General features: G+C 64.2%; 22 protein-coding genes. 8 read left to right on the top strand and 14 right to left on the bottom strand.

Annotated elements, in window-relative coordinates; all coding sequences use genetic code 11:
* Window positions 1–249: 249 nt before the first annotated feature.
* On the top strand, window positions 250–1,242 hold the full coding sequence (locus RN01_RS04685; protein ID WP_024570025.1) for a tripartite tricarboxylate transporter substrate binding protein: 993 nt from the start codon (window positions 250–252) through the stop codon (window positions 1,240–1,242).
* A gap of 54 nt (window positions 1,243–1,296) precedes the next feature.
* On the opposite strand, the gene RN01_RS04680 is transcribed toward RN01_RS04685, so the two are convergent.
* Together RN01_RS04680 and RN01_RS04675 are read right to left on the bottom strand one after the other, a co-directional pair.
* Window positions 1,297–1,866: an alpha/beta hydrolase gene (locus tag RN01_RS04680; RefSeq protein WP_017514079.1), complete on the bottom strand. Its 570-nt coding sequence runs from the start codon at window positions 1,864–1,866 to the stop codon at window positions 1,297–1,299.
* A gap of 27 nt (window positions 1,867–1,893) precedes the next feature.
* The gene (locus tag RN01_RS04675; RefSeq protein ID WP_017514078.1) at window positions 1,894–2,739 is read right to left on the bottom strand and encodes a TauD/TfdA family dioxygenase; all 846 of its coding nucleotides are present in this window, start codon (window positions 2,737–2,739) and stop codon (window positions 1,894–1,896) included.
* A gap of 200 nt (window positions 2,740–2,939) precedes the next feature.
* Between RN01_RS04675 and RN01_RS04670 the strand changes: the two genes are divergently transcribed.
* Both RN01_RS04670 and RN01_RS04665 read left to right on the top strand, forming a co-directional pair.
* Window positions 2,940–3,875, top strand: coding sequence for a 3-keto-5-aminohexanoate cleavage protein (locus tag RN01_RS04670; RefSeq protein WP_017514077.1), 936 nt, complete (start codon window positions 2,940–2,942; stop codon window positions 3,873–3,875).
* A 61-nt stretch (window positions 3,876–3,936) separates the two neighbouring features.
* Entirely contained in the window at window positions 3,937–4,635 is a 699-nt protein-coding gene (locus tag RN01_RS04665) for an SDR family NAD(P)-dependent oxidoreductase (RefSeq protein WP_017514076.1), read from the top strand.
* A 126-nt stretch (window positions 4,636–4,761) separates the two neighbouring features.
* Here the strand turns inward: RN01_RS04665 and RN01_RS04660 are convergent, their stop codons facing one another.
* From RN01_RS04660 to RN01_RS04640, 5 genes are all read right to left on the bottom strand, one after another.
* Window positions 4,762–5,520: an SDR family NAD(P)-dependent oxidoreductase gene (locus RN01_RS04660; protein ID WP_017514075.1), complete on the bottom strand. Its 759-nt coding sequence runs from the start codon at window positions 5,518–5,520 to the stop codon at window positions 4,762–4,764.
* Between the two features lie 83 nt (window positions 5,521–5,603).
* On the bottom strand, window positions 5,604–6,764 hold the full coding sequence (locus tag RN01_RS04655; protein WP_024570026.1) for a porin: 1,161 nt from the start codon (window positions 6,762–6,764) through the stop codon (window positions 5,604–5,606).
* A gap of 309 nt (window positions 6,765–7,073) precedes the next feature.
* A complete protein-coding gene (locus RN01_RS04650) occupies window positions 7,074–8,066 on the bottom strand; it encodes a tripartite tricarboxylate transporter substrate binding protein (protein ID WP_024570027.1) in 993 nt (330 codons plus the stop codon).
* A gap of 117 nt (window positions 8,067–8,183) precedes the next feature.
* Complete coding sequence (locus RN01_RS04645) at window positions 8,184–9,251, bottom strand: 3-keto-5-aminohexanoate cleavage protein (protein ID WP_017512411.1); 1,068 nt, start codon at window positions 9,249–9,251, stop codon at window positions 8,184–8,186.
* 70 nt (window positions 9,252–9,321) lie between these two features.
* A complete protein-coding gene (locus RN01_RS04640) occupies window positions 9,322–10,302 on the bottom strand; it encodes a quinone oxidoreductase (protein WP_017512410.1) in 981 nt (326 codons plus the stop codon).
* Between the two features lie 347 nt (window positions 10,303–10,649).
* Between RN01_RS04640 and dbpA the strand changes: the two genes are divergently transcribed.
* The gene (dbpA, locus tag RN01_RS04635; RefSeq protein WP_017512409.1) at window positions 10,650–12,053 is read left to right on the top strand and encodes an ATP-dependent RNA helicase DbpA; all 1,404 of its coding nucleotides are present in this window, start codon (window positions 10,650–10,652) and stop codon (window positions 12,051–12,053) included.
* 250 nt (window positions 12,054–12,303) lie between these two features.
* Window positions 12,304–13,308: a dienelactone hydrolase family protein gene (locus RN01_RS04630; protein WP_017512408.1), complete on the top strand. Its 1,005-nt coding sequence runs from the start codon at window positions 12,304–12,306 to the stop codon at window positions 13,306–13,308.
* A gap of 170 nt (window positions 13,309–13,478) precedes the next feature.
* On the opposite strand, the gene RN01_RS04625 is transcribed toward RN01_RS04630, so the two are convergent.
* Both RN01_RS04625 and RN01_RS04620 read right to left on the bottom strand, forming a co-directional pair.
* Entirely contained in the window at window positions 13,479–13,820 is a 342-nt protein-coding gene (locus tag RN01_RS04625; protein WP_011519686.1) for a hypothetical protein, read from the bottom strand.
* A gap of 164 nt (window positions 13,821–13,984) precedes the next feature.
* Window positions 13,985–14,464 carry a polyhydroxyalkanoate granule-associated phasin gene (locus RN01_RS04620; RefSeq protein WP_017512407.1) on the bottom strand — a complete coding sequence of 160 codons (480 nt, stop codon included), beginning with the start codon at window positions 14,462–14,464 and terminating at the stop codon, window positions 13,985–13,987.
* A gap of 27 nt (window positions 14,465–14,491) precedes the next feature.
* Between RN01_RS04620 and RN01_RS34505 the strand changes: the two genes are divergently transcribed.
* The 3 genes from RN01_RS34505 (at window position 14,492) to RN01_RS04605 (ending at window position 16,705) form a co-directional block, all read left to right on the top strand.
* Complete coding sequence (locus RN01_RS34505) at window positions 14,492–14,671, top strand: hypothetical protein (protein WP_223277374.1); 180 nt, start codon at window positions 14,492–14,494, stop codon at window positions 14,669–14,671.
* An 11-nt stretch (window positions 14,672–14,682) separates the two neighbouring features.
* The gene (locus tag RN01_RS04610; protein WP_011519684.1) at window positions 14,683–15,609 is read left to right on the top strand and encodes a LysR substrate-binding domain-containing protein; all 927 of its coding nucleotides are present in this window, start codon (window positions 14,683–14,685) and stop codon (window positions 15,607–15,609) included.
* Window positions 15,610–15,709: 100 nt separating this feature from the next.
* Complete coding sequence (locus tag RN01_RS04605) at window positions 15,710–16,705, top strand: tripartite tricarboxylate transporter substrate binding protein (protein ID WP_017512405.1); 996 nt, start codon at window positions 15,710–15,712, stop codon at window positions 16,703–16,705.
* A 54-nt stretch (window positions 16,706–16,759) separates the two neighbouring features.
* Here the strand turns inward: RN01_RS04605 and RN01_RS04600 are convergent, their stop codons facing one another.
* The 5 genes from RN01_RS04600 to RN01_RS04580 all read right to left on the bottom strand — a co-directional run bounded on the left by RN01_RS04600 (window position 16,760) and on the right by RN01_RS04580 (window position 22,218).
* Window positions 16,760–17,377, bottom strand: a complete 618-nt coding sequence (locus RN01_RS04600; RefSeq protein WP_011519682.1) for a LysE family translocator — start codon at window positions 17,375–17,377, stop codon at window positions 16,760–16,762.
* Window positions 17,378–17,452: 75 nt separating this feature from the next.
* Window positions 17,453–19,042 (bottom strand): EAL domain-containing protein, encoded by a 1,590-nt coding sequence (locus RN01_RS04595; RefSeq protein WP_024570028.1) that lies wholly within the window; start codon window positions 19,040–19,042, stop codon window positions 17,453–17,455.
* A 285-nt stretch (window positions 19,043–19,327) separates the two neighbouring features.
* Window positions 19,328–20,161 (bottom strand): intradiol ring-cleavage dioxygenase, encoded by an 834-nt coding sequence (locus RN01_RS04590; RefSeq protein WP_024570029.1) that lies wholly within the window; start codon window positions 20,159–20,161, stop codon window positions 19,328–19,330.
* A 107-nt stretch (window positions 20,162–20,268) separates the two neighbouring features.
* On the bottom strand, window positions 20,269–21,207 hold the full coding sequence (locus RN01_RS04585; protein WP_017515125.1) for a 2-hydroxyacid dehydrogenase: 939 nt from the start codon (window positions 21,205–21,207) through the stop codon (window positions 20,269–20,271).
* A gap of 42 nt (window positions 21,208–21,249) precedes the next feature.
* Window positions 21,250–22,218 carry a tripartite tricarboxylate transporter substrate binding protein gene (locus RN01_RS04580; protein ID WP_024570030.1) on the bottom strand — a complete coding sequence of 323 codons (969 nt, stop codon included), beginning with the start codon at window positions 22,216–22,218 and terminating at the stop codon, window positions 21,250–21,252.
* Between the last annotated feature and the right edge of the window lie 78 nt (window positions 22,219–22,296).

Genomic DNA, 22,296 nt, shown 5'->3' with positions numbered 1-22,296 from the left:
AGCGGCAATGGGTTGTCAAGCGGGAGGAATCCCGAGCTTCAGGCGCGAAGGCAAGGTTGTTTGCGCTGCATTCGCCTCATCGGCGATCCCCGGCTTTCCGCGTTGGAATCGCTGTCGCCAAAAGCCAAATCACGACGCGATAGGCAAAGCGGGAAGGAGGGTAGGGCGGGATGATCCGAATCGGGAGTCCTTGAGCAATCGTCACATCGATGGCGATGATGACCCCCGTCCGATAGAAAGGAGCCCCCGATGACATGGATCACCCACGGTGCCCGCCAGGCCATGGCGCTCGCACTCGTCCTTGGTTCTGCGCTGCCGGCCATGGAAGCGGCCCGGGCCGCCGACTGGCCCACCAGGCCCGTGCGGATACTCGTAGGCGCTCCCCCGGGTGGTACGGCGGATATCGTGGCACGCCTCGTTGCCCGTGAGTTGCAGGCATCGCTTGGCCAACCGGTCATCGTCGACTACAAGGCGGGCGCGGGGGGCACCATCGCCGTCCAGACCATGCTGGCTTCGCCGCGAGACGGCTACACGTTCCTCTTGATCCAGAAGGGGATCGCATCGGAAGTGCCTCATGCCATCAAGGTGTCCTACGACCCTTTCAAGGACATCGTCCCGATTGCTCAGCTTACGCAATATGGTCTCGTTCTCGTCGGGAATCCCAATCTGCCCGCGAAGGACCTCGGTGAGTTGGTCAGGTACGTGAAGTCGAAGCCGGGAAAGTTCGACTATGCGAACTTCGGCTTCGGCACGCGCGGTCAGACGATGGGTGTGCAGTTCAATCGCGTTGCCGGGCTCGATGCCGGCACCGTGAGCTACAAGGGCTCACCGGCCGCGCTGCAGGATGTGATGGGTGGACAGGTGCCGCTCATGTTCGACGGTCCGGCGACTTCGCTGCCGTTCATCAAGGCGGGGAAGCTCAGGGCCTATGCGGTGGCATCGCCCAGGCGAATGGTCGCGCTGCCTGACGTTCCGACCTTCACCGAGGCGGGATATCCAGACCTGCAGGACGTGAGCTGGATGGGGATCTGGTCTGCCCAGGGCGTGCCGCCAGCCGTGATGACGAAAATGCGTGACGCGACGCTCAAGGTGACGCAATCTCCGACGCTCCGGCCAAGGCTCGAGGACATGGGTATGGAGCCCGGTTCGACGGCTACCACCGATGAGCTTCTCAAGGATGTGCGCGAGTCGTACGAGCGTCAGGGCGCGTTGCTGCGCTCCATCCACTTCAAGCCGGACTGATGGTGAATCGATGGTGAATCGCGGCGCTGGTTGCCAGCGCCGCGATGCGTTGACTCAGAGTTGCTGAACCAGTTCTTCCGCCAGCGGCCATGTGCCAAAGCCATCCACAGGTCCGAGATGCCCGACTTCTCCAGCGTCGATGCAACGACTGCCCCACGCCTGCGCCAGTTCCTGGATTCGCTCGAATTTTCCGAGCGGATCATTGCGGCTTGCGACCACGATGCTCGGGAATTTCAACGGGCGGCGTGGAATCGGCGTCCAGCCTTCCTTTGCCAGCGTCGGCGGATCGGTGTATCCGGGCGGCAAGGGGTTGTCAAAGTCGGCCGGCGCAGCAAGCAGCGCGCCCTGCACCGCGCACTTCGTCTCCTGTGCCCAGTGAACGGTAATCAGGCAGCCCACGCTATGCGCGACGAGGATGACCGGCCCTGGGATGCCGCTGACGACACGCTCGAGGTTCTCCACTCTCGCGCGGCGCAACCTCTTGTCGTGATCGATCTGCGGCACGATGCGCACCGCTCGCCCCTGCTGCTGCAGGCGCTCCGCAAGCAGTGACTGCCAGTGCTCCGGCATGTGATCGCGAAAGCCGGGAACGATCACGACCGTTGGCTGATTTCCGGATGTCATGGAATGCACTCTCCTCTGTCTTTCAGCTCAGTACGGGATATCACCGACAATGCCGGCGCGTTCCATCTTGCGCGGCGCCGGATAGTAGTCGTTGACGGCGTAGTGCTGCGTGCTGCGGTTGTCCCACACCGCGACATCGCCCTCCTGCCAGGCCCAGCGCACCTGGTATTCCGGAATGGTGGCGCGGCTGGTCAGGTAGTTGAGCAGCAGCGAGGCGCCAGGCGATTTATCGATGCCATGGCGCACGTTGGCCGGCGTGCTGTAGTTGGTGAAGTGCGTCGTGAACGAGGCGCCGACGAACAGGATCTTCTCGCCGGTTTCCGGATGGGTGCGCACCACAGGATGCTCCACCGGTGGATGATCCTGCGCCAGCTTCGCGCGGTTCTCCGGCGTCATTACCGCCCCGAAACTGTGTTCGATGCTGGCCCTGGCGCGCAGGCCGTCGATCTTCGACTTGATCTCATCGGGGAGTTCCTCGTACGCCTTCACCATGTTCACCCAGATGGTGTCACCGCCGATCTCGGGACATTCGAGGCAGCGCAGGACAGCCCCCATGGCGGGGTTGGGACGCCACAGACCGTCGCAGTGATAGCTGTTCTCGAAGCTGTGCGGGTTGTCGCTACGGTAGACCTTCACCAGCCCCGGGTAGTCCGGAACACTGCCAACCACGGGATGGTCTTCCAGCTTGCCGAAGCCACTGGCGAAGGCCACGTGGTCGGCGCGCGTGATTTCCTGCTTGCGAAAGAAGAGGACCCGGTGCTTGAGCAGCGCCGCGCGGATCTCGGCGAAGACTGCCGGATCGCGCGCCGCCTCGCCGATGTTGACGCCGGAAATCTCGGCCCCGATGGCAGGGGTGATTTGCCTGATCTTCATTTCCATGTCTCCTGCTGTCTTGTAAGTGCCTGACAACGAGTATCTGGTGTTCCCGGCATCCATGCTTACTTCGGCAGGACATTCACTTTCCAATTCGCGACATTCCGGCCGTAGCAGCGGCCTGCGAAGGTCAAGTTCCGTAGCATGCGACATCGCACCGGGCAGTTCATTTTCGAGCGAAATAACGGAGGGCATCCACCATGGCAGCACCACAGAGCAAGGTGATCGTCACCTGCGCCGTGACCGGCAGTATTCACACCCCCACAATGTCGCCTTATCTCCCCATCACCGCCAGGGAGATCGAAGACGAGGCCGTTGCCGCGGCGGAGGCTGGCGCGGCCATTGTCCATCTCCATGCGCGAAACCCGGAGAATGGCCAGCCATCGCAACACCCGGCCCTCTTTCGTGCGTTTCTCCCACGGATCGCGGCCCGTTCGGACGTCGTGATCAACCTCACGACTGGTGGCGCCCCCAACATGTCGGTGGAAGAACGCTTGCAGCCGGCGCTGCAACTCAAGCCCGAGGTTGCCTCGTTGAACATGGGGTCCATGAACTTCGGTCTCTATCCGATGCTCGCCCGGCACGCGACGTTCAAGCACGACTGGGAACGTCCCTACCTCGAAGGCTCCGAGGACCGTGTGTTCCGCAACACGTTCAAGGAGATCCGCTACATCCTCGAATCCTGCGCCGACAACGGCACACGCTTCGAGATCGAGTGCTACGACACGAGCCACCTTTACACGGCCGCGCACTTCATTGATCGCGGCATCCTCAAGCCGCCTTTCTTCATCCAGTCCGTGTTCGGCCTGTTGGGCGGCATCGGCACGCACGCCGACGATGTCATGCACATGCGCCGCACCGCGGAGCGCCTGTTCGGCAAGGACTACTACTGGTCCGTGCTCGGCGCCGGTCGCAGCCAGATGCCGATTGCATCGATGGCGGCGGCGATGGGCGGAAACGTCCGCGTTGGCCTGGAGGATTCACTCTGGGAGGACCGCGGCAAGCTGTCCACCAGCAACGCCGACCAGGTCAAACGCGTGGTTGGCATTCTGAAGTCGCTGAACCTCGACGTGGCATCGCCGGACGAGGCCCGCGACATGCTGCAGCTAAAGGGCCGCGATGCCGTCGCGTTCTGACCGGCCGATCTTCCCCAAGGGCTCACGAACAGTCTCGCCTGACTTATCCAAGGAAACGCTCATGTCTCATCCTGTTGTCTTGATTACCGGCGCGACCGCCGGCATCGGCCGTGCGACGGCGCTTGCCTTTGCAGCCAAGGGCGCGCGGCTGGTCTGTTCCGGGCGGAATGCCGCAGCCGGAGACGCCCTCATCTCCGAACTTCGGGAGATGGGCGCGGAAGCGGACTTTCTGGCGGCCGATGTCAGCCGTGAGGACGATGTCATGCGTCTTGTCAGTCATGCCATCGAGCGCTTTGGCGGCCTCGATATCGCAGTGAACAGTGCCGGGACGGAAGGCACACCGGGATCGATCGTCGAGCAGACCGTCCAGTCGTACGCGACGACGTTCGATGCGAACGTCCTTGGGACGTTCCTTTGCATGAAGCACGAGCTGAAAGCAATGATCGGGCAACAGCGCGGAGTCGTTGTCAATCTGTCGTCCACGATGGGCAGTCGCGGCAATCCGCGCAATCCGATGTATGTGGCGAGCAAGCACGCGATCGAGGGCCTGACAAAGTCCGCGGCCCTTGATGTCATCCAGGCGAATGTCCGCGTCAACGCCGTGGCGCCGGGCCCGATTGAAACGGCCATGCTCGGGCGCATTGCCGGTGGCGCGGATCGGCTTGCCTCCGTCGCTGCGACGATCCCTGCCGGGCGCGTTGGCACCCCGGAAGAGGTCGCCGATGCGATTCTGTTCCTGGCATCCGATCAATCGACGTAAATCACGGGGCAGATCCTTCATGTGAACGGCGGGAAGACCGCTGGGTAAGTCGGCGGTGTCCCGGGGCGCGGTCTAGGGCCCCGGGAATGCCGGGGCTTCGGCGCGTGCTGCAGCGATCAGTAGCGATCAGTACCGGATGGTGCCGGGGCTCCCGCCAGCGACAGAAATGGCATCGCCATTGATCGCCACACTCACTGGCGATGCAAGGAATGCCACGACGGCCGCAACCTCGCGGGCTTCCACAATGCGGCCCAGCGAGGTCCTTGCTGCGGCCCAGGCCTCGAATGCCGCGTCGGTTGTCTCCGTCCGTGTCGCTCCGGGATGGACCGCCGTGACGTTGATGCCCTTCGGCCCGAGTTCATCCGCCATATTCTTGGTGATCGCAGCCACGCCGACGTTGCGCAGCGTGGCAATGGGGCGGCCGGTGCGATAGATCGCCAGGCCACCGATATTCACGATCCGTCCCCAGCCATTGGCAATCAGGTGTGGCGCGAGCGCCCGCGCGGTGCGCAGATAGCCAATCACCTTGATGTCGATGTCTTCAATGGCTTGCGCATCGTCGATTTCATCGAGCCGGGAGGCCGATGAGATTCCACCGGGCAATGCAGCGGCGTTGACCAGGATATCGATGCCGCCCAATGCGGCGATGGCCTGGTTCACCATGCTGTCCACGGAAGCCTTGCTGGAAGTGTCCACGGCGAGTGGCACGATCCGTCTTCCTGTCAGCGTCGCCAGCTCCGCAGCCGTCGCTTCCAACGCCGCGCGTCCACGGGCTGCCACCACCACGTCGACGCCTTCTTGCGCGAGCTGGAGCGCAATCGCCTTGCCGATACCCCGGCTGCCGCCGGTGACTATCGCTCGTTTGTCCTTCAGACCAAGATCCATGGTTCGCTCTCCCCAGTATGCGGACAACGTCAGTGAAGCCGGAAGTCGCCTCAAGTCACCTCAAGGCGCTTCCGGCCGAACGCTCAGAACACGTGTCGAATCCCCAATGCCGCGCCGAACATGGATTTCTGTCCGTTGGCCAGCGCATAGGAATTGCCCAACGCCAGGCTGGTCGCGAAGCCGCTCGCTGCCGATTCCATCGCCAGGCCGGCGTTCCTGCTGTATGCCGTGGTCAGGTACACGTCGGTCCGCTTGGAGAAAGCATAGTCTGCGATCAGGGCAATCTGCCAGGGGTTGGCCACGCTGTTGTTGCCACCCAGGTTCTTCACGTTCTGATAGTCATACTCGAGCGTGAAATCCAGCGCCGACGAGAAGCGGTATTGGCCACCAATCCAGTAGAAGTCATCGCGCAGGATCGTCGTGCCGCCCGGATCCTTGTTCTGCCCCCATCGGTAACCACCCATCAGCTTCGCCGTATCGTTGAACGCGTAGCTGGCCATGACAACGGCCTTCTTGAATGTGCCATTGCCCGTGCCGATGGTCGGATTCCACTGGTCGTAGCCAATACCCAGCCCGACCGGCCCAGCCTGATAGCTCAAGGCGACACCATAGGCCGAATCGCGGCGGAACTGGCCCGGTACTTCACCGGCACCACCCGCCGTCGGCACCGTGGGGTAGGTGGACGGCAGCGTCGTGCCAACCCCGAACGACCAGTCCGCCTGCGCGGTGAAGGGGCCGAACGTCCCGGAGTACTTGACCGTGTTGTCCTGGCGGAAATTGGCCCCTGCCACCACACCCGTCGGCTCATATTGCGTGGCATATCGCGCTGGGACGAAGTTGGCCATGGTGGAGAAAATCGATTGGTACTGTCGGCCGAACGTGAACACACCGAAGCGTGTGTCGAGGCCCACGAAGGCCTGGCGCCCAAACATGCGTCCACCCTGTTGCAGCGTGCCGGTATCGGCATTGAAGCCGTTTTCCAGCACGAAGATCGACTTCAGGCCGCCCCCGAGGTCTTCGACGCCGCGAAGACCCCAACGCGATCCGGAGTAGCCGCCAGAATTCTCGCGAAACACCGTCTGGGGTGGACCGGGGTTGTAACCGTTACCTGCCTGCGGCACGGCCCCAACGTGGTTGACGTATTCCACGTTCACATCGACCACACCGTACAAGGTCACGCTCGATTGCGCGTTGGCCGCGCCACACGCGCAAGCGGCGGCCAGGGCAAAAAGTCTCTTGTTCACCAGCACTCCTCCACGTTCATTGTTTTGGTTTCCAGGCTGGTAACGCGCGGGCGCCACCGGCCTGGAACGTTGCCAGGTCCGAATCGAAGTCCGGTTCCCTTTCTTGCGCAGAACCCGCGCGTTTACCCATGGACGAGCGCGGCTCTCGCCCTTTGTGTGAGCGATGGCGTTCGTCCTGTCTTGCGCTTGGATTTGCAGTAGAGCTACGGGCAAGGCAGATCAACGGCTTGCTCCGCTTTGCGTCGCGAATTCCACTCGCCGTCGACGCAAGACGCCGGGCACCGTGGGCGCCTGGCGGTCGTTTTTCCACTAGTCGATCTGAATCCCCGCATCGGTGGCGATCTTCGACCAGACATCGAGGTCGTGGCTGACCGTCTCGCCGAATTGCACCGCTGTCTTCACAGGCGGGGGACCAAAGTTCATGGCCTTCATCGTGGCTGCGAGATCCGGGGATGCCTGGGCCTTGTTGACCTCATCGGACAACCGCTTCACGATCGCCGGGTTGGTTCCTGCCGGTGCGAACATGCCGAACCAGCCCACCGCATCGAACGCGTAGCCCTGTTCACCCATGGTCTTGACGTCCGGTAGCTGCGGCGCGCGAACGTTGCCGGCAATGGCAATGGCGCGGACCTTCCCGGAGCGCAGGAATGGGACTGGCGCGCCCGGGTCTGTCCAACCGATCTTCACGATTCCCGAGGACAGGTCGGTCAGCAACTGGGTCGAAGTCCGATACGGGACGTGATCGGTCTTCATGCCGGTCTGCTTCTTGAGCCATTCCATCATCAACTGGCCCGACGATCCCGTGGCCCAGGTTGCGTAGCCGTACTTGTCCGGGTTCGCCTTGAGCAGCTGGATGAGTTCCGGCAGGCTATGGACCGGCAAGTCGTTGCTCACCAGCAGTACCACGCCACCCGAGGCCGTCTCGGCGATGGGTACGAGGCTTTTCTTGGGGTTGTAGGGGATGGTCTTCAGGACGGCCGGGGCAACGACCATGTTCGATGCCGTGGTGTAAAGGATCGTGTATCCGTCAGCAGGCGCCTTGACGACAGCGTTGGTCCCGATCACGCCACTGCCGCCGGGCCGGTTATCGACAACGACAGGTTGCTTCAGCGCGATCGACAGACGTTGCGCCATCAGGCGCGCCAGCGCATCGACTCCGGACCCTGCCGACGACGCCACGACCATCTGAATCGGGCGCGAGGGCCAGACGTCCTCAGCCAGTGCCTGCGCTGAAGCGCACAGCGCCAGAAGCGCCGCAGCACCCAGCACGACCGCAGTCGGCTTTTGCATGCGTAATGCCATTGTCTACCTCCATGTACTTGGTCTTTTGACGGTCGCTCAACCGATGTGTGAGGTCGATGCGTGAGGTCGATGCCAGCCCCGGGGGCAGGGGCTGGCGTCCGGCCCGCCGGGCTGACTTCAGGACGGCAAGTTCTCCTGCTTGCGCAGGAAACCCTGGTTTGCGCCGTTGCGATTCGGCGAGAAGCCATTGGCCTGAAGCGTCTCTTCCACGGTGTCGTAGAAGACCCCAAGCTTGAGGATTTCCCGTGTCTGTTTGGCTGTGGCGATGGGGCGACCGAATTCGCGGGAGATGCGCACCAACTGCTTGATTTGCTCGACGGAGCTCATCTTTCCAGTGCGGGACTGGTTCCAGAGCACGTCCTCGATGCCGCAACGAACGTGCAGGCCCAGCGCGATGCCGATCATGTTGATGGGCAGCACATTCAGTACCGAACTCTCCACCGTTACCACGGCGCCGTCCGGCACGGCTCGCAGCATATTTGCCAGGTTGAAGATGTTCGCCTGATCCATGCCGCCACTGATGGCCACCCAGTTCATCACCAGTGGCCCCTTGTAGACGCCGCGGCGAATCATTCGCTCGATCGTTTCGAAGCTATTGATGTTGTAGCACTGGAACTCGCTCTGGATGCCGGCCGCGGTCAGACGCCGGATGTGTTCCTCGGCCCAGCTTGGGTTCGAGGGCACGACCATGTCCTTGTAGGTCTTGTAGAGGTGCGGGAAGCCGCGCGAGACACCCTTGAAGTCGTCGAGACCGGCATGTTCCGTCACGTTCATCTGTGAAGTGTTGACGGTGACCGTCACCTGATCGGGTTTCGGATCGAGGTCGGCCAGCATGTGTCGCGTGTCATCGCTGAGCCATTTGGCGTCCTGGCCCTCTTCCGGCGCGAAGCTGATGGAGCCGCCCACCTGGATCACCATATCCGGCACGGCGGCGCGCACGCCCGCAATCAGCTCATTGAACATCGACAGACGCTTGCTGCCCTTGCCGTTGGCCTCGCGCACGTGCAGATGCAGCACTCTGGCGCCGGCTTCGTAGCAGTCCACCGCCTTCTGGATCTGTTCTTCCATGGTGACCGGAATGTCTTCCGGGAAATCTTCGGGAATCCAGCCCGGCGCATACGGTGCGGCGGTGATGATCAGCGGTTGCTGGTTCTCGGGGTACAGGTGGCCGTCAAGGAAATGCATGGATGGGTCTCCGGATGAATGATGAATAGCGGGGATGGCGAACGGGATGCTCCCCAGGGAAGGGCAACCGTCAGATTGCGAAAATGGACGAACCGACGATCTTGCGAGCCTCAAGGTCGCGATGCGCCTGCACGGCATCCTCTAGCGCGTAGCGGCGATTGATGTCGATGCGAATGCGGCCTGCGGCCACGTGGCCGAACAGCTCATCGACCAGCTCCGCCTTTTCGGCGGGATCGGCGATGTAGTCGGCCAGGCCCGGTCGCGTCAGATACGCGGAGCCCTTGCGGGCCAGAATTGCCGGGTCAAATGCCGGGACGGCTCCGGAGGCGAAGCCCACGCAGACCAGCAGGCCACGGCGCTTGAGTGAGTCCAGCGACGACATAAAGGTGTCCTTGCCCACGCTGTCGAAGACCACGGACACGCCTACGCCATCCGTCAGTTCCCGCACGCGCTTGGCCACGTCCTCATGGCTGTAGTTGATGGTGTGGTCGCAACCATGGGCGCGCGCCACTTCGGCCTTGGCGTCGGTGGAAACCGTTCCGATGACGGTCAGCCCCAGCAATTTGGCCCATTGCGAGAGGATCAGGCCGGCACCACCCGCGGCCGCATGGAGCAGGATGGTGTCGCCGGCCTTGAAGGGATAGATCCGGCGCATCAGGTACGCGGCTGACAATCCCCGCATGGTCATGGCCGCCGCGACTTCGCAACTGATGGCTTCCGGCAGCTTGATCAGCGGGTCGGCGGAGATCAATCGGTCGGTGCTGTAGGCGCCCAGCGTGGGTGTAAAGCCCGTATAGGTCACGCGATCGCCGACGGCAAGATGCGTGACGCCGCTACCTACGGCCTCGATCACGCCGGCGGCTTCGTTGCCAATGCTGCTGGGCAGGGGAACCTTGTAGAGGCCGCTGCGAAAGTATGTGTCGGCAAAGTTCAGACCGACCGCCACGTGACGGACACGGACCTCGCCCGGTCCCGGCTCACCAACCGTGGCGTTCTCAAAACGAAGGACGTCGGGCCCGCCCGTTTCATAAATCCTGACGACTTTCGCCATGTGGTCTCCTGTCTGCTGTCGAATATGGAGGTCCACCTGCGGCGTGCGGATCGAGCGCGTCAGATGGACAACCTGTGTGGTGAATCATCTGATCTGGCCAAACTTTCCGCTTTTCCGTGCATGTCTTGAACTTTCCCTTTTGCGACAGGGATATGGCTGGCGCGGTCACGTTGGGGGAATCGGCTCGCGGGCGCGCTGCCGCCGCATTCGCACCCGTCAACATTCGCACCCGTCAACGTTGAGCGTGCCGGTCGCGGCGATGGCCCGGCGTGTGCTGATTTCGTCATGCCGTCAGGCCGCAGGGCAGGTAAGGCGTGCAAGACGCGGCCGCGCATCTATAATCCGGCATGACTTCTTCAGCCCCTACCTCATTCGCCACGCTGCCGCTGTCCGCGGCCATGCAGGCTACCCTCGTCCAGCTCGGCTACGACGCCATGACGCCGATCCAGGCCGCCAGCCTGCCGCTCGCGCTGGCTGGTCACGACCTCATCGCCCAGGCCCGCACCGGCAGCGGCAAGACCGCAGCGTTCGCGCTCTCCCTGCTGCATCGTCTCGATCCGCGTCCGCTCGACGTACAGGCGCTGGTGCTCTGTCCCACGCGTGAGCTGGCCGATCAGGTCACACAGGAGATCCGTCGTCTCGCCCGCGCGGAGGACAACGTCAAGGTGCTGACGCTCAGCGGCGGCTCGCCAATCCGGCCGCAGGTGGAGAGCCTTGTTCACGGCGCGCACGTTGTCGTAGGCACGCCGGGCCGCATCATCGATCACCTCGATCGCGGAAGCCTGAATATCGATGCGATCAACACGCTGGTGCTCGATGAAGCCGACCGCATGCTCGACATGGGCTTTCATGACGACATCGCATTTATCGCCAGCCACGCACCGAAGGACCGGCAGACGCTGCTGTTCTCGGCCACCTATCCGGCTGCCATCGACAAGCTCGCCCATCGCTTCCTGCGCCAGCCGAAGACGGTGAAGGTGGAGGAGGCGCACGACGCAGCCACCATCACCCAACGCTTCTACGAGGTGGAGGAGGGCGATCGGCTCAACGCCGTCGGCCGATTGCTCGACCATTTCCGCCCGGCCACCACACTCGCCTTCTGCAATACGAAGGCGCGCTGCCGCGATCTGGCCGACCTGCTGCGCGCGCAGGGCTATGCCGCGCTTGAACTGCACGGCGACCTAGATCAGCGCGATCGCGACCAGGTGCTGGTGCAGTTCGCCAACCGGAGCTGCTCGGTGCTGGTAGCCACCGACGTGGCCGCACGCGGGCTCGACATCGCGCAGCTGGAAGCCGTGATCAACGTGGACGTGACGCCCGACCCCGAGGTCCATGTCCACCGCGTCGGCCGTACCGGACGCGCTGGCGAAGCAGGCTCGGCCTTCAGCCTCGTCAGCCTGGATGAAATGGGTCGCGTCGGCAACATCGAGCAGCACCAGGGCGGTGAGTTCGAATGGCACGCGCTTGACGAACTGAAGCCGTCAGGTGGCGGGCGCCTGCTGCCGCCAATGGTCACGCTGCAGATGCTGGGCGGGCGCAAGGAGAAGATCCGGCCCGGCGACATCCTCGGCGCGCTGACCGGAGAGGCTGGCTTCACAAAGGAGCAGATCGGCAAGATCAGCGTGATGGAGATGTCGACCTATATCGCCGTGGACCGCGCCATCGGACGCGAGGCGGTGAAACGGCTGAACGAAGGCAAGGTGAAGGGCCGCAAGGTGAGAGTGAGAATGCTGACGACCGATCAGCGGTAACTCGGCTTTGGTTTCCACGCGGGCGCAATGCGGCACCGACAGCTTGAACAGAAATGCCCGCGTCGGCATCCCCGGCCTGCGCGAGCGTGGTCAGGAAACCCCCCGCTTGCCAGGCTGGAAGAATCGTTTAGCAGATGGGCATCGTGCTACCTAGACTATTGGGGGGGCAATGCTCCGCGTGTGAATGGGTGCTCACAGTAAGGCACGAGAAAACACAAGAAGGCACAAGAACGCAAAAGAAGGGGGCGCCATGAAATCTGCAATTTCCTATCTGGCTGCCCAATTCTGTTTGCTCTTCACACTCGGGTGTCTGTCACCCGACGGACTGGCGCAAGTCGTTCGGACCGAGGTGATTCCCGTACCGACTGTCACGATGTCGGATCAGGAGTTTCTGGCCGGTGTCGAGGGCGGGCGGCCTGCAACGATCGCGGGCGAACTTCGGCTCCCCAAGGCCGGGGCGGACCGGCTCCCACTGGTGATGCTGCTGCATGGCTCAGGCGGCATCGGTAGTTCGGTGACCGACTGGGAGCAGGATCTTCTGGGGATGGGCGTCGCGACGTTTGTCCTTGACAGCTTTTCTGCCCGTGGCATTACCAGCACGATCAACGACCAGACCCAGCTACCTCGCCTGGCGCAAATGGAAGACGCCTTTCGCGCGCTCGCGATTCTTTCAAGACATCCGCGTATCGACCCGACGAGAATCATGCTCGTGGGGTTTTCGCGAGGCGGGCAGAATGCGCTTTATGCAAGCCTGAAACGGTTTCACCGATTGCACGCGTCACCCGGAACCGAGTTCGCGGCCTACGTCGCCTTTTATCCCGACTGCTCCTATACGTATCGCGAAGACGATGACCTTGTTGCAAAGCCGTTAAGAATTCTCCAGGGCAGCGCAGACAACTACGACCCGGTTGGCCCGTGCCGCGCATATGTCGATCGACTAAAGGCGAAGGGTAACGATGCGATGTTGATCGAGTATCCAAAGGCCAATCATGCCTTCGATTCGCGGGCGCTCGCGTCGGCCGTGCAGCTTCCGCGCGCGCAAACAACGCGGCATTGCAGGACGGTGGAGTTGGAGAATGGCTTGCTGGTCAACGCCCAGACCAGCAAGCCTTTTACCTACGATGACCCGTGCGTCGAGCGGGGAGTGACCGTCGCCTATGACGAGCAGGCAGCAAGGGAGGCGAGGCAGGCGCTTCACGAGTTGGTGATCGCGGTGCTAAAGCCGGGTGCCGTCGCAACCGTAACGCGCCCGTGATCGTTGTGGCAGTTGCCAAGGCGCCAGGCGCCCGCGGTTGCGCAGACGGCGCGGACGCGCTGAAGCAGTGCGGCTGTAGACGGAGACGGGCCCGTCACCCGAAGCAGAAAGCCCGGCGCGGCCTTGCGGCGGCACCGGGCGGGTTCATGGCGTCAAACGAGGGATGAGGGCTACTTGTCGGAGTCGGACTTGGCGCCGTCGACAAAGGGGTCGAACTTGCCGGTGCGCGCGCCGTCGGTGTACGGGTCATACTTGCCCGCCTTCGCGCCCTCGGTGTACGGGTCGGCCTTCTGGTCCGGCACCAGATTGGATTGCGCCGACGTGTTCGCGCCCTGGGTGTAGGGATCGAACTTGTCGCCGGTCCTGGCGCCATCGGTGTACGGGTTGTACTGATCCGACTTCGCGCCTTGCGTGTAGGGGTCGAACTGCTTCTTGTCCTGGGCATGTGCCATCGGCGCGGCCGCCACGGCCGCCGTGGCAACAATCAGGCTGGTGAGGAGGATCTTGCGCATAGTCGCCTCGCGAGATGGGCGCGAATCACTTGCCTGGCCGGGTGCGCCCAGAATGTCATCGGGCAGGCGGCATGACGCGGAGGTCAGTCCCTTGCAGCATAGTCGTTACAACGAAGAACGACGATCTCCGCGTGATGCCGCCAGAACGAATCTGCAACCGTTGGTTACGTCGACGACGCGGCTTTACCCTTGCGCGGGTGTGGCGTCTCGCGGATGGACGCAGCGGGAACGTCTTCGACCTCGCCCTTCGGTGCTGCGGCAGGCATATCGGTGAGGGCCGCTGGCATCAGCGACAGCGGTGTTGGCAGCACCGGCAGCCCGAACATGTGACCCCAGGCATCCATCCATGCGCGCTGCGTGGAGGCCGTTAGTTCGATCATGGCTGTGGCGTACCGCAGCGGGATCGACAGGAGCGGGATCTGGCACGACCATTCGCGCACGTAAAAGTCCTCGGGGTCCTGCGGCACGAAGCACGATGCCCAGTCGAACTGGACTTCCTCGAACATCGAACGCGTGAAGTCGGCATTGAGGCCCATGAACTTGTGCCAGCCTTCCATTGCGCTGTGATCGAACGACGTCAAGGCCTGGAAAGAGAATGTCGGCATCGGCCACAACGTTGCGGCAGCCGGTGGAGTGCTTTGCATGGTGGAAGCTCCGTTTGGATACACGTGGTGATCAATAGCGTGGCAAGCGAGGACTGTGCCTGCCATCTGCCGGTCATCTGGCGGGTGACGGTGCAGCGCGGTGACGGTAGCGTCACCGCGCTGCACGGCGAGGGCGATGTCAACATGCTCGGCCATCGTGTCCGCCCGGTCAACCCGCGCACAAGGCACAATACCGGGGGCTTGTGACAGGAGAGGAAATGGAACTGCGGCAGTTGCGCTACTTCGTGCATGTGGTGGAGCTTGGCAGCATGGGGCAGGCGGCCCAGCGACTGGGCGTCGTCACGTCCGCGTTGAGCCAGCAGATCAGCCGCCTCGAGAGCGAGCTATCCACGCGACTGCTGCAGCGCACGTCGAGCGGCGTGGTGCCGACCGACGCGGGTCTGGCCTTCTGGCGTCAGGCGCAACTGGCGCTGCGCCACGCGGACGATGCCGCGCGCGCGGCGCGGACGGCGCGGCTGTCGGGCCACGTCAGCGTGGGCATGGCACCGAGCACGCTGGCGGTGCTGGGGCCTCCGTTCATGGTCGCGATGCGCGAGCGTTATCCCGATATCCGTCTTCATCTGGTCGAAAGCCTCTCCGGCAACCTAGCTTCGATGATTGGCGCGCGCCAGCTCGACCTGGCCGTGCTGTTCCAGCTCGAAGCGGGTCAGCGCTGGAGCACCACGCCATTGCTCGAAGAACGGCTTTTCCTGATCGCGCGCCCCGATCAGCCCGGCTTGCCAGCGGCGAATGCGGTGCGGCTCGAGGACATCGGCGACATCCCGCTGATTCTGCCCAGCAGCGCGCACGGCCTGCGCGCCGTGCTGAACGCGGCCGCGGCCCGTCACCAGCGTGCGCTGAACGTGGTGGCCGAAATCGACGGGCTGGCCGTACTGATGGACGCCGTGCGCGCCGGCATTGGCGCGACGATTCAGCCTGGCGCCGCCGTGGCGCGCCATCTGGGCGACCCGCTGGCGCTGATCGAGATCGCCGATGCCAGCGTCAGGCGTCCGAACCTGCTGGTCAGCCTGTCGGACGACGAGTTGTCGCCGGCCGGCCTGGCAGCGCGAGGCGTGCTCGAATCGGTGGCCCGCCAACTGGTCACGGCCGAACGCTGGCCCGGCGCCACCCTTCACAAATCCTGAACACCTCCCGCCGGCACGGGGCTGGTGCAGGCTTCGCCACCTTCGTAAAGTCTCAGGGATCAGGCATTTCAGAATTCCATAGTTCCCCGAGGAGACTCGCATGACCCCATGCATGGCGCGCCGCACGGCGCTCAGGATGCTGGCGGGGGCGGCCATTGCCATGGCCGCCGTCCCGACCGGCTCCGCATTTGCCGCCGACCACTGGCCGTCGAAGCCGATCACGCTCGTTGTGCCGTTCGCGTCGGGCGGCACCACGGACATCATCGGCCGTGCGGTCGGACAACGGCTGGGCGAGGCGCTTGGTCAGCCCGTGGTGGTCGATAACCGTCCCGGCGCGGGTGGCACCATCGGCGGCGCGCTGGTAGCGCGTGCGAATCCGGACGGCTACACGTTCCTGCTGGCGACCGTGGCTCACACCATGGCCCCCGGCATCTACAAGACGCTGCCGTACGATTTCCAGAAGGATCTGGAGCCGATCGGCATGGTGGCGCTGACGCCCAACGTCGTGCTGGTGAACACGTCGATTCCCGCCAAGAACGTGCAGGAACTGATCGCCTACATCAAGGCCAATCCGGGCAAGGTGAACTACGGTTCGGCGGGCATCGGCAGCACCGAGCACCTGTCCGGCGAGCTGTTCCGCTCGGCCACGGGCACCGATATCTCGCACGTGCCCTATAAAGGCGGCGCGCCAATGATGACCGACCTGATCGCGGGCCAGATCCAGATGGCGATCGAGACCAGCCCGTCGGCGAATCCGCACGTGAAGAGCGGCAAGGTCAAGGCGCTGGCCGTCACGTCGGCCAAGCGTTCGCCCGCCTATCCTGGTGTGCCGACGGTGGCGGAAAGCGGCGTGCCCGGCTACGAGGTGACCACGTGGTATGCGCTGATGGCGCCGCGCGGCACCCCGGAGCCGATTCGCCAGCGCATGAGCGCGGAACTTGCCAAGGTGCTGAAGCAGTCGGACGTGCAGAAGCGCTTCGACGATCAGGGCGTGACGGCTGGCGACATGACGCCGCCGCAGCTTGCCGCCTTCATCAAGACGGAAACCACCAAGTGGACCAAGGTGGCGAAGGATTCGGGCGCGAAGGCCGAGTAATCAGCGGTACGGCATCGGGGTGGTCATATCCCCGGTGCCGCCAGGGGTATAGGGCTACAGGGCGCGCCGGATTTCCGACACACCGAACGCCGCCAGCGCCACGCCGGCCGCGCGATCAATCCATTGGCGCACGCGCATCCCCAGCGCATGACGGGCGCCACTGACGATCGTCACCAGCACGCACCACCACAGGATCGAGCCGCAGAACACGCCGAGCACCGTTGTCATCGCGATCGGGGTCGAGAACGCGCCACGCGGCGCCAGTGTGGCGAACAACGCGGCGAACATGATGATCGTCTGCGGATTGGTCAGCGTCAGCAGCAGCGCGCTGCCAAAGGCCCGCGCGCCGTAGCCATTGCTGTTCAGCGTGGCCGCCTGGTCGGTCGGCTTCTGCAGGAACGTGCGCAGCCCCAGATAGACCAGGAACAGCCCGGCGGCCAGATGCAGTGGCTTGTCGTAGGCCAGCATGAATTGCGAGACGCCTACCAGCCCCAGCGCCGCCACCAGTCCGTAGATCGCATCGCCGCAGGCAATGCCGAAGCCGATGGCCAGCCCGGCGCGGGGCCCGTCGGTCAGCGTCCGCCGGATGCAGAGCATTCCCATCGGGCCGACGGGGGCGGCCACGGCCAGACCCACGCCGGCAGCGGTCAGGAACAGGGCAGGTAGCGACATGCGGGGGCTCCGGGGTCAATACGTTGGGAATTGATTCGGCGGCGTATCACCGTTGGGGTTGGTCGATTCTAGCCGTCAGGCCACTGCTTGCGGCGTGCCCCGCGTCATCAGTTGCGCCAGTTCCACAGCGGGCATGGGTCGCCCGAACAGCCAGCCCTGGCCGTAGTCGACGCCCTGCTCGCGCAGGAAGTCGGCCTGCATCTTGTCCTCGATGCCCTCGGCGATGACCTGCAGGCCGAGCGACTGCGCCATCGCGATGATGTGCGGCGCCACGGTACTCGACGCGGCCTCCTGGCCGATCGTGTCGACGAATGACTTGTCGATCTTGAGCGCATCAACCTTGAAGCTCTGCAGGTATGACAGGCTCGAATAGCCGGTGCCGAAGTCGTCGATATAGACCGGATGTCCGGCGTCGCGAAATGCCTGGATCGTGTCGCGGGCCACGTCGGGTTCCAGAAAGCCGCGCTCGGTGGCCTCGATGCGGATCTGCTGGGGCGCGATGCCTGAGCCGCGCAGCCGCGCATTGAGCACGCTCAGAAAGCGCCGGCTCTTGAGGTCTTCCACGCCGACGTTGATCGATACGTAGAACGACGGGAACCGGCGCAGCAGCGTGCCGAGTTCCGACAGGATAATGTCCAGCACCTGGTCGGTGATCTGCTGGATCAGGCCAGCGTTCTCCGCCATCGGGATAAACAGGTTAGGCCGCACGAGCCTGCCGTTGCGGCGCCAGCGGACCAGCGCCTCCACGCCCACCCAGTGATTGTCCGCGAGCGAGGCAATCGGCTGGTAATGCACCGCCATCTCGTGGCGGCGCACGGCGCTGCGCAGTTCGCCTTCCAGGCTGAAGCGCCGTGTGGCGCGTCGCCAGACCAGGATGCCGAGCGGCACGCCGGCGGACAGTCCCACCACCAGCCCGCCGATCAGCAGCGATTTCCAGTTGGCCAGCAACGCCGCACGCGGGGCAAGCACCACGACTGCCAGCGGCATGTTGCGTGATTTACGCAGGACGATCGAGGCGTCGTCTTCCTGCGCGGCGTCGGCGCCTGACCCATATGAGTGTTCCGAGTAGGCCTGCTGCAGCCGCGTCAGGTTCGCGCCCTGCGTTGCCGAGAAGATACGGCCGGCGTCGGTCTGGACCACGGCCAGCATCCGTGATTCGCGATCGACGACATCGACGAAGACCTGCGAGTCGAGCCCAACGTTGTTGCCGTTGCGGCCGATCAGCACCACGTGGCGCTGGGCATTGAACGGAACGGGCTGGTCGAACCAGTAGTCAAGCCCGTCAGGCGTGCGCCAGTCGGGCGGCGGCAGGGGGAACTGTCCAGGCTCGATGGGGCCAAGCAGCGCTGAACAAAGCCGTTTGCCGGCGCGATAGATGCCGGCGTCCTGAATATAGGAATAGGTGTAGGTGATGCGGCGAAGCTGGACCAGGTTGGCGGGTGTGCATGGCTCCTCCCGGAGCATTTCCATATCCTGCAGCGCATTGATTGCCTGCGTCATGACCAGCTCGGCCCGACGGGTCGCGGCATCGGCAAACACGCTTAGTTGGTCCGCCTCGCGCCGGTTCGCCTCGAGCTGCGCCATGAACACACCGATTCCCACGGGAAACAGCGTGGCCAACGTCGTCAGCGCGATCGTCACCACCAGGAACCAGCTTCGCTGCATCGGGGGCCCTCACGAGACTGCGCTGCACGCGGCGCCTTCGGTGGGCGCCATCCATTGACCAACTAGTACTGAGCGGAGGTGAGCTGCAACAGGGAAATCACTGCCGTTGTGGGGAGCATAGCGAACAATTGCCGATCATGTCTGATACTTTTTTCGGCGGCGGCAAGCGCCCGGACGCCGCTACCACGGGTTTGGCGGCGGCAATCCGTACAGCGTAGGGGATTTGACTGCACCCGGTATATCCGTCATGCGGGTGAGACGGAACCGGGGCGGTGGGGCGGGATGCTACTTCTGGAGATGCTGGCCGGGAACGATCGCCTCGACGCGGGCCATGCCTTCGGCAGGCACCACGGATTCGCCGAAGCCGCCGGGTGCGCCGGGCGGTGGCCCCGGCGGATGGCCTGGCTCGCGCGGCGCCGTGGCGGTGGGATCGACTACCAGGGTCAGCGTGATCACATACCGGTCGCGGGCTTCGCGCACGGCACCCAGCACGGTATCGCCTGCCATCAGCGCGATACCGTCGTTGCGGTTGAGGATTTCGCGCACGCCCTTGCGGCGGTATGTCGGCAGTTGCGTATAGAGATACTCGCTGAGCGCATCGGGCAGGAAACACTGCGTAGTCAGCAAAGTACGGCTGCCGTCGATTACCTTCATATGCAGATGCGTGGCGCGCCCCGCGTACCAGCCGGGGTAGATGGTGCGGAACACCGCCACGCCGTCGGCGCCCACCGGCTGGCTTCCGCGCAGGAATGTGCGGTCCCGCATGGACACGCGCTGGCCGTGGTCATCCACCTGGCCCGCATAGCCGGAATAGACCCCCGAGGCATTGCAGTGCCAGAGGTCGACGCGCCTGCCCGCGAGCGGCCGGCCATGCATGTCGACCACCGTGAAGCGGACTTCCACCGGCACGCCCGGCTGGCCTTCGGTGATGTCCTGTCGGACCTTGCCGGCATCGAAGTAGAACGGCCCCTCGGTGGTCTGCGCGGTGAGGGGCAGAAGCGTGGCAGGCGCTTGTGCCGTGGCCATGCGCGATGCGGCCATCAGGCCGGCGCCGCCAAGCCCCATGGCCAGCAGGTGACGGCGGCGCCCCGAGGGCCGGGGCCGAGAGTCTTCGGGCATCACACGTTCCGTTAGGGCGATGAAGATGTGGAATGCCAGTGTAGTCCGGGCCGGGGCGCGCAGTATTTCTGCCTGGTGTCGACCCGGCTACACTTCGGACCGCGACGTCAGACGGCGGATTTCAGCACCGCGCCGGTGGCGAAGAAGCTCTGGAGGTTGTCGAATACCAGATCGGCCATGGCGGCACGGGTCTCGTGCGTGCCGCTGGCCACGTGCGGCAGCAGCACCACGTTGTCGAGCGCGAACAACGCTTCGGGCACGTGCGGCTCGCGCTCGAACACGTCGAGTCCTGCGCCCGCGATGCGCTTGTCGGCCAGCGCGCTGACGAGCGCGGCTTCGTCCACCACCGTGCCGCGTGCGATGTTGATCAGATAGCCCTGCGGCCCGAGTGCCTCCAGCACGCTGGCCGAGATCAGGTGCCGCGTGGACGGGCCACCCGAGGTCGCTACCACCAGGAAGTCAGCCCAGCTCGCCAGCGCTTCGAGCGACGGCTCGAATCCGTAGTCGACGCCGTCCTGCGGCTTGCGGCCGAAGTAGCGCACCTCCATGTCGAATCCGATCGAACGCCTGGCGATGACCCGCCCGATGCGGCCCATGCCGACGATGCCCAGGCGCTTGCCGCTGACGCGCGTGGTCAGCGGATACGGGCCCTTGGGCCATTCGCCGCGCCGCACGAAGCGGTCCGCGGCGCTGACCTGTCGCGCGGCGTCCATCAGCAGCGCGAACGCGGTGTCCGCCACGCAGTCGTTGAGCACGTCCGGCGTGTAGCCGACCGCGATGCCGCGCGCGCGGGCCGTCTCCAGATCGAGCTTGTCGGTGCCCACGCCAAAGCTCGAAATCACGCGCAGGTTCGGCAGCGCGGCCAGCATCGCGGCATCGACGCCGATCGCGGCGCGCGTGGTCATCGCCACGAACTCGCCACCGTGTTTTGCCAGATAGCCGGCGGGATCGGTCTCGGCCCAGAACGGATGGACATCGAACTGCTCGGCAAGCTGGGCTTCGGTCTTTTCCGGGAGTCGGCCGTGCTGAAGGAGGCGGGGTTTCATGCGAGAAGAGTCCTTGTTATCGGTGTTTTGGCTGGGTGCGGGTCAGTCCGCGCTCAGATGATTATCGGCGATGATCTTTGCATAACGCTTTCGGTCCTGGGCGATGATGGCGGCGAACTGCTGCGGCGTATTGCCCACTGGAATCGCGCCTTGCTCGATGAGTTGCTTCTTCACGTCAGGCATGACCACCACCTGCTTCACGCTGGCAGCGATCTTGTCGACGATATCCTTCGGCGTGCCGGCCGGCGCCAGCAGTCCCACCCATGAGCCCGACTCCGCGTTCTGGATGCCGGCTTCGGCCAGCGTCGGCACATCTGGCATCGACGGTGAGCGCACGGTGCCGGTCACGGCCAGCGCGCGCAGCTTGCCGGCCTTTACGTGGCCGGTAGTTTCGAGGATCGACGCGAACAGCATGTCGACGTTGCCGGCCATCAGGTCGGTCATCGCCGCACCGCCGCCCTTGTATGGGACGTGGAGCATGTCGGTGCTGGTCGCCGCCTTGAAGATCTCGCCAGACAGATGCGGCGAGCCGCCGGTGCCTGAACTGGCAAACGTTAGCTTGCCCGGCTTGGCCTTGGCCAGCGCCACGAGTTCCTTCGGCGTATTCGCGGGCAGTCCCGGCGTGACCACGAGCGCAAATGGCAACTCGGCCATCATCGTCACCGGGACGAACCCGTCAGGGTTGTAGGAGAGCTTCTTGTACAGGAACGGATTGATCGATTGCGTGCCGACGTTGCCCGCCACCAGCGTGTAGCCATCGGGTTTGGCGCGCGCGGTGAGTTCCAGGCCAACGTTGCCGGCCGCGCCGGGGCGGTTGTCGACGACCACCGGTTGTCCCCAGAGCTGCGACAGGCGCTGGGCTACAAGGCGCGTGCCGATGTCAGTGCCGCCACCGGGGGTGAACGGCACGATGATTGTCACGGCGCGTGTGGGCCAGTTCGTCTGCGCGGGGGCGGCGACGGAGAGCGTGGCGGCGCAAAGCGCCACGGCAAGGCGGGCTGTCTTCAACATGGGGTCTCCCGATTTTTATCGTTATCGTTTGTGATGCGCTCCCCTCGCCCACGATGTGGGAGAGGGGAGACCGAACGC

The sequence above is a fragment of the Cupriavidus sp. SHE genome (assembly GCF_000812445.1).
In the GTDB taxonomy this organism is placed as follows: domain Bacteria; phylum Pseudomonadota; class Gammaproteobacteria; order Burkholderiales; family Burkholderiaceae; genus Cupriavidus; species Cupriavidus metallidurans.
The sequence above is the reverse complement of the archived record's forward strand: the minus strand, read 5'-3'. Positions and strand labels throughout refer to the sequence as shown.

Coding starts and splice junctions, on each gene's coding strand:
- RN01_RS04685 (WP_024570025.1), top strand. CDS start 250: ATGACATGGATCACCCACGGTGCCCGCCAGGCCATGGCGCTCGCACTC.
- RN01_RS04680 (WP_017514079.1), bottom strand. CDS start 1,866: ATGACATCCGGAAATCAGCCAACGGTCGTGATCGTTCCCGGCTTTCGC.
- RN01_RS04675 (WP_017514078.1), bottom strand. CDS start 2,739: ATGAAGATCAGGCAAATCACCCCTGCCATCGGGGCCGAGATTTCCGGC.
- RN01_RS04670 (WP_017514077.1), top strand. CDS start 2,940: ATGGCAGCACCACAGAGCAAGGTGATCGTCACCTGCGCCGTGACCGGC.
- RN01_RS04665 (WP_017514076.1), top strand. CDS start 3,937: ATGTCTCATCCTGTTGTCTTGATTACCGGCGCGACCGCCGGCATCGGC.
- RN01_RS04660 (WP_017514075.1), bottom strand. CDS start 5,520: ATGGATCTTGGTCTGAAGGACAAACGAGCGATAGTCACCGGCGGCAGC.
- RN01_RS04650 (WP_024570027.1), bottom strand. CDS start 8,066: ATGGCATTACGCATGCAAAAGCCGACTGCGGTCGTGCTGGGTGCTGCG.
- RN01_RS04645 (WP_017512411.1), bottom strand. CDS start 9,251: ATGCATTTCCTTGACGGCCACCTGTACCCCGAGAACCAGCAACCGCTG.
- RN01_RS04640 (WP_017512410.1), bottom strand. CDS start 10,302: ATGGCGAAAGTCGTCAGGATTTATGAAACGGGCGGGCCCGACGTCCTT.
- dbpA (WP_017512409.1), top strand. CDS start 10,650: ATGACTTCTTCAGCCCCTACCTCATTCGCCACGCTGCCGCTGTCCGCG.
- RN01_RS04630 (WP_017512408.1), top strand. CDS start 12,304: ATGAAATCTGCAATTTCCTATCTGGCTGCCCAATTCTGTTTGCTCTTC.
- RN01_RS04625 (WP_011519686.1), bottom strand. CDS start 13,820: ATGCGCAAGATCCTCCTCACCAGCCTGATTGTTGCCACGGCGGCCGTG.
- RN01_RS04620 (WP_017512407.1), bottom strand. CDS start 14,464: ATGCAAAGCACTCCACCGGCTGCCGCAACGTTGTGGCCGATGCCGACA.
- RN01_RS04610 (WP_011519684.1), top strand. CDS start 14,683: ATGGAACTGCGGCAGTTGCGCTACTTCGTGCATGTGGTGGAGCTTGGC.
- RN01_RS04605 (WP_017512405.1), top strand. CDS start 15,710: ATGACCCCATGCATGGCGCGCCGCACGGCGCTCAGGATGCTGGCGGGG.
- RN01_RS04600 (WP_011519682.1), bottom strand. CDS start 17,377: ATGTCGCTACCTGCCCTGTTCCTGACCGCTGCCGGCGTGGGTCTGGCC.
- RN01_RS04595 (WP_024570028.1), bottom strand. CDS start 19,042: ATGCAGCGAAGCTGGTTCCTGGTGGTGACGATCGCGCTGACGACGTTG.
- RN01_RS04590 (WP_024570029.1), bottom strand. CDS start 20,161: ATGCCCGAAGACTCTCGGCCCCGGCCCTCGGGGCGCCGCCGTCACCTG.
- RN01_RS04585 (WP_017515125.1), bottom strand. CDS start 21,207: ATGAAACCCCGCCTCCTTCAGCACGGCCGACTCCCGGAAAAGACCGAA.
- RN01_RS04580 (WP_024570030.1), bottom strand. CDS start 22,218: ATGTTGAAGACAGCCCGCCTTGCCGTGGCGCTTTGCGCCGCCACGCTC.